We start from the raw sequence: 4,141 nt of genomic DNA, 5'->3' as shown, positions 1-4,141 counted from the left end.
CATCGCATGAAACGCTCTACGCTGCCAACCGTAACTCGTTCACCTATGTTCCAACGCATCAACTCCGGAAACCCCGCATGCCGCCCCTGCTGAAAATCCGCACCGAGCGCGGGCAGATGTCGGCCATCGAACGCCGCATCGCCGACTTCATCCTCGACAACGCCCACCTGCTGCGCGATTACTCCTCGCAGCAGCTGGCCAGTGCCCTGGGCATCAGCCAGTCCAGCGTGGTCAAGTTCAGCCAGAAGCTCGGCTTCAAGGGCTACCCGGACCTGAAGTACTCCATCGGCGAGGACGTCGCCCGCGCCGGTGCCGACCCGCAGCAGGCGCCGGCCGCACCGGACATCAACGATGACTACCTGCGCCTGGGTGACGCCCTGCGCCGCAGCAAAGCGCAGGCCGAGGAAGAAACCCGGCAGGCCAACCCACGCGAGGAAATCGAGCGCATCGTACAGCTGCTCGACGGCGCGCCGAAGCTGTTTGTCCACGGCCTCGGTGACGACGGCCTGTACGCACGCGAATTCGCCATGCGGCTGTCGCTGCTCGGCCTGCTGGTGGTACCGCATACCGATCCGATCCTGATGCTGGCCAACCTGTCCGCCGCGCGCCCGGGCGATGTGCTGTTGATGTTCTCCGAGTTCGGCAATCTGCCACAGCTGTCACAGCTCTCGCGCCAGTTCCAGGACATGGGCGGCAAGGTGGTGTCGATCACCCGCCACACCGCCAATCCCCTGCGCGCGCATGCCGATGCGGCGCTGGTGGTGTGCGCGCACGACCGTGCGCCGCAGGTGGCACAGCTGCTGTACCGTAGCGCCATGCACGCCCTGCTCGATTTCCTGTTCGTGCTGCTCTGCCATGCCAATCCGGATCGCCAGCAACAGCTGGCGGTGAACCTGGAACGGATCGATCACCTGCTGGATTCCTGACCGGAGCGCCCGATGAACCTGCTGCTGGCCCGCCTTGCATCCGCCGCGCTGCTGCTCGTAGCGGCCGTCACTGTCCATGCTGCGCCGCTGGACGACGCTCGCCAACTGATCGTCGTCACCAGCGAGAACTGGGACAGCACGCAGGGCCAGCTGCAGGCCTTCGTGCGCGACGGCAAGCAATGGCGCGCGCACGGACAGGCGTTCCCGGTGGCGCTGGGCCGCACCGGTAGTGCCTGGGGCCTGGGCCTGCATCCTGCCCAGGCCGATGGCCCGCAGAAACAGGAAGGCGACGGCCGCAGCCCGGCCGGTGTGTTCGCGCTGGGCAGCGCGTTCGGTTATGCCGTCACCCGGCCCGGAACGGCGATGACCTACCAGCCAATGAGCAGCACCAGCTACTGCATGGACGTACCGGCGTCGCCGTTCTACAACCGCATCGTCGATGCAAAGAAGGTCGGCAGTGCCGCCATCACCGGCTCCACCGAACCGATGCGGCTGGACCTGCACAACAAGGGCGACGTGCGTTACCAGGAAGGCTTCGTGATCGCGCACAACCCGGACAACCAGCCTGGCAAGGGCAGCTGCATCTTCGCCCATCTGTGGCGCCAGCCCGGCGAGGCCACCGCCGGCTGCACCGCGATGCCACAGGCGCGCATGCAGGCATTGCTGGACTGGCTGCGCCCGCAGGACACGCCGCGTTTCGTCCTGTTGCCACGCGCCGAATACCAGCGCCTGCAGGCGCAATGGAAACTGCCCGCGCTTGAAGGAGCCGCACGTTGAGCACCACCGACGAACCACAACTGCAACGCGCGGTCAGCCGCTGGCAGATCGTCGGGCTGTCGATCAACGATGTGGTCGGCAGCGGCATCTACCTGCTGCCGGCGGCCACGGTCGCCCTGCTCGGGCCCTTCAGCCTGTGGGGCGTGGTCGCTGCCGGCATCGTCGTCGCCCTGCTGGTGCTGTGTTACGCGCAGGCGGCCAGCTATTTCGATGAACCCGGTGGCAGCTACCTGTACGCGCGCGAAGCCTTCGGTCGCTTTGCCGGCTTCGAGATCGGCTGGATGATCTGGCTGACCCGCATCAGCTCCGCCGCAGCGCTCAGCAATGCGCTGGCCGACGCCGTGGCGCGGTTCTGGCCGTGGGCAGGCGCAGGCATGGGCCGCATCGCGATCATCGTGGTCTCGCTCGTCTTCCTGACCGGGGTGAACATCATCGGCGTGCGTTCGGCTGCTCGTACCGGCATCGTGCTGGTGATCGGCAAGATGCTGCCGCTGCTGTTGTTCGTGGCCATCGGCGCGTTCTACATCGACCCGCAGCTCGCCTTCTCCGGCCAGCGCCCGGACCCGCACGACCTGCAGCGCATGGGCGAGGCAGCGTTGTTGCTGTTGTATGCCTATGCCGGGTTCGAGAACATCCCGGCCGCGGCCGGCGAATACCGCAACCCGCGCCGCGACATCCCGTTTGCGCTGATCACCATGATCGTCACCGTCACCGTGATCTACGCGGCGGTGCAGATCGTGGCGCAAGGCACCCTGCCCGGCCTGGCCAGCTCGGCCACCCCGCTGGCCGATGCCGCCTCCAGCTTCGGCGGCGAGGCGCTGGCGCTGATCCTCACCGTGGGCGCGACCATCTCCATCCTCGGCACCAACAGCAACACGATGATGATGGGCCCGCGCTTCCTGTTCGCCCTGGCACGCGATGGCTACGGCCCGAAAGTGCTGGCGCAGGTGCACCCGCGCTTCCGTACCCCGGCCGCGGCGATCTTCTGCCAGGGCCTGATCGCCCTCGGCCTGGCGCTGTCCGGCTCGTTCGTGCAGCTGGCGCTGTTGTCGATGACCACGCGCCTGTTCGCCTACATCGGTACTGCGGCAGCGGTGCTGGTACTGGCCAAGCGCTATGCCGACCGCCCCGGTGCGTTGAAGCTGCCCGGTGGCCCGTTGATTCCGGTGCTGGCCCTGCTGCTGTGCGTGGCCCTGTTCGCCAGTGCCAGCTGGCAGAACATCGCCGCGGCGCTGGTTGCCTTCGCTGTTGGCGCGGTCATCTACAAGCTGCCGCGCAAGGACGCCAGCGCCGATTGACCTGCCGATCACGCTGCCGGCCCGATGCGTTAACCGGCCGATGGGCAGGATCAGGCTTCGTCCACCACGGAGCCTCCTGCCCATGAGCACTGATTACCAGATCCCCGGCCGCGTGCCGGAAGACGGCACCCCGCGCCAGGCTGTTTCGGACTACTGGCGTGATCGCTATACCAGCGAGCCGTATTACGACAACCAGCTGTTCTTCGACGATTACGAGCCGGCGTACCAGATCGGCCACACCGCGCGCGCGCAGGACATGATCCGCGCGTACGAAGAGATTGAAGGCGAGCTGGAGTCGCGATGGGCGAACGAGCGCGGCAAGAGCCGGCTGGAATGGTCGCAGGCGCGCAGCGCCGTGCGTCGCGGCTGGGAAGAAGCAGTGAATCTGGACCCGCGCCGGAACAGCGGCGGATAACCATGCCCTGTAGAGCCGAGCCCATGCTCGGCTGAAGCCTCAGCTGTAGAGCCGAGCCATGCTCGGCTGGGTTTCCAGAGTCGAGCCCGCTCGGCTGCCGATACACAGCAGCCGAGCATGGGCTCGGCTCTACCTCCGTCCGTCAGTCCTGTTCCGGCAGCGGCGGAATCGACGAAGCGCGCTTCGGCTCAGCCGCGTTGGCGGCAATCAGGTCGCGGGTGTTCTTCTGCACCGCCACCGCGCCAAACAGCGACAGCGCGAACGCCATGCCATAGAAGCCCTTTTCGCTCAGCACCAGGGTGGCATTCCACAGGCCGACCAGCAGCAGCAACAGCGCCGACAGCAGCGCGAACCAGCACAGTGCGTAGTACAGGCCGCTCACCGGAATGCTCTCGACGCGGTCGCGCACGCTCTTCTGCAGCGATACCGCCGCGAACAGGCCGAACAACAGCAGGGTCAGGTAATAGCCCTTTTCGTTCAGCGGCATTTCGGCATTGAACAGGCCTACCAGGTAGGCCACTGCGCCCAGCAGCAGGGCCACCCACGAGGCGGCGATGAAGGCGGGCGAAGGTCGATGGATGAGGGGTGCGTTCATTGCAGATCCTTGGCAGACAGGCGGGCATGCTTTGCCCGGGCGAGAACACCCTAGACGATCCGCGCCATGGCGCACAGGGGGTAGCAGGACCTTCGGGCCACGCCCGTCACCCCGCCGGTGGTATACAAAG

5 protein-coding genes are annotated in these 4,141 nt (G+C 66.6%); 4 read left to right on the top strand and 1 reads right to left on the bottom strand.

Annotation, left to right across the window (positions count from 1 at the left end):
- Positions 1-77 precede the first annotated feature (77 nt).
- The 4 genes from DBR20_RS08220 (at position 78) to DBR20_RS08205 (ending at position 3,416) form a co-directional block, all read left to right on the top strand.
- The gene (locus tag DBR20_RS08220) at positions 78-926 is read left to right on the top strand and encodes a MurR/RpiR family transcriptional regulator (protein WP_108265835.1); all 849 of its coding nucleotides are present in this window, start codon (positions 78-80) and stop codon (positions 924-926) included.
- 12 nt (positions 927-938) lie between these two features.
- Entirely contained in the window at positions 939-1,703 is a 765-nt protein-coding gene (locus DBR20_RS08215; protein WP_108265834.1) for a L,D-transpeptidase family protein, read from the top strand.
- Positions 1,700-3,001: an amino acid permease gene (locus tag DBR20_RS08210; RefSeq protein ID WP_108265833.1), complete on the top strand. Its 1,302-nt coding sequence runs from the start codon at positions 1,700-1,702 to the stop codon at positions 2,999-3,001. The genes DBR20_RS08215 and DBR20_RS08210 overlap by 4 nt, the downstream gene beginning before the upstream one ends.
- Positions 3,002-3,083: 82 nt before the next feature.
- The gene (locus DBR20_RS08205) at positions 3,084-3,416 is read left to right on the top strand and encodes a hypothetical protein (protein ID WP_108265832.1); all 333 of its coding nucleotides are present in this window, start codon (positions 3,084-3,086) and stop codon (positions 3,414-3,416) included.
- A gap of 142 nt (positions 3,417-3,558) precedes the next feature.
- Here DBR20_RS08205 and yiaA read toward each other — a convergent pair whose 3' ends face one another.
- A complete protein-coding gene (gene yiaA / locus DBR20_RS08200) occupies positions 3,559-4,011 on the bottom strand; it encodes an inner membrane protein YiaA (protein WP_099821353.1) in 453 nt (150 codons plus the stop codon).
- Between the last annotated feature and the right edge of the window lie 130 nt (positions 4,012-4,141).

This window comes from Stenotrophomonas sp. HMWF023 (assembly GCF_003060985.1).
In the GTDB taxonomy this organism is placed as follows: Bacteria; Pseudomonadota; Gammaproteobacteria; order Xanthomonadales; family Xanthomonadaceae; genus Stenotrophomonas; species Stenotrophomonas lactitubi.
This window is presented reverse-complemented; position numbering and strand designations above follow the sequence as displayed.

Bases quoted from the DNA above. Each gene is read 5' to 3' on its own strand.
- DBR20_RS08220 (WP_108265835.1), top strand. From the start codon at position 78: ATGCCGCCCCTGCTGAAAATCCGCACCGAGCGCGGGCAGATGTCGGCC.
- yiaA (WP_099821353.1), bottom strand. From the start codon at position 4,011: ATGAACGCACCCCTCATCCATCGACCTTCGCCCGCCTTCATCGCCGCC.
- DBR20_RS08215 (WP_108265834.1), top strand. From the start codon at position 939: ATGAACCTGCTGCTGGCCCGCCTTGCATCCGCCGCGCTGCTGCTCGTA.
- DBR20_RS08205 (WP_108265832.1), top strand. From the start codon at position 3,084: ATGAGCACTGATTACCAGATCCCCGGCCGCGTGCCGGAAGACGGCACC.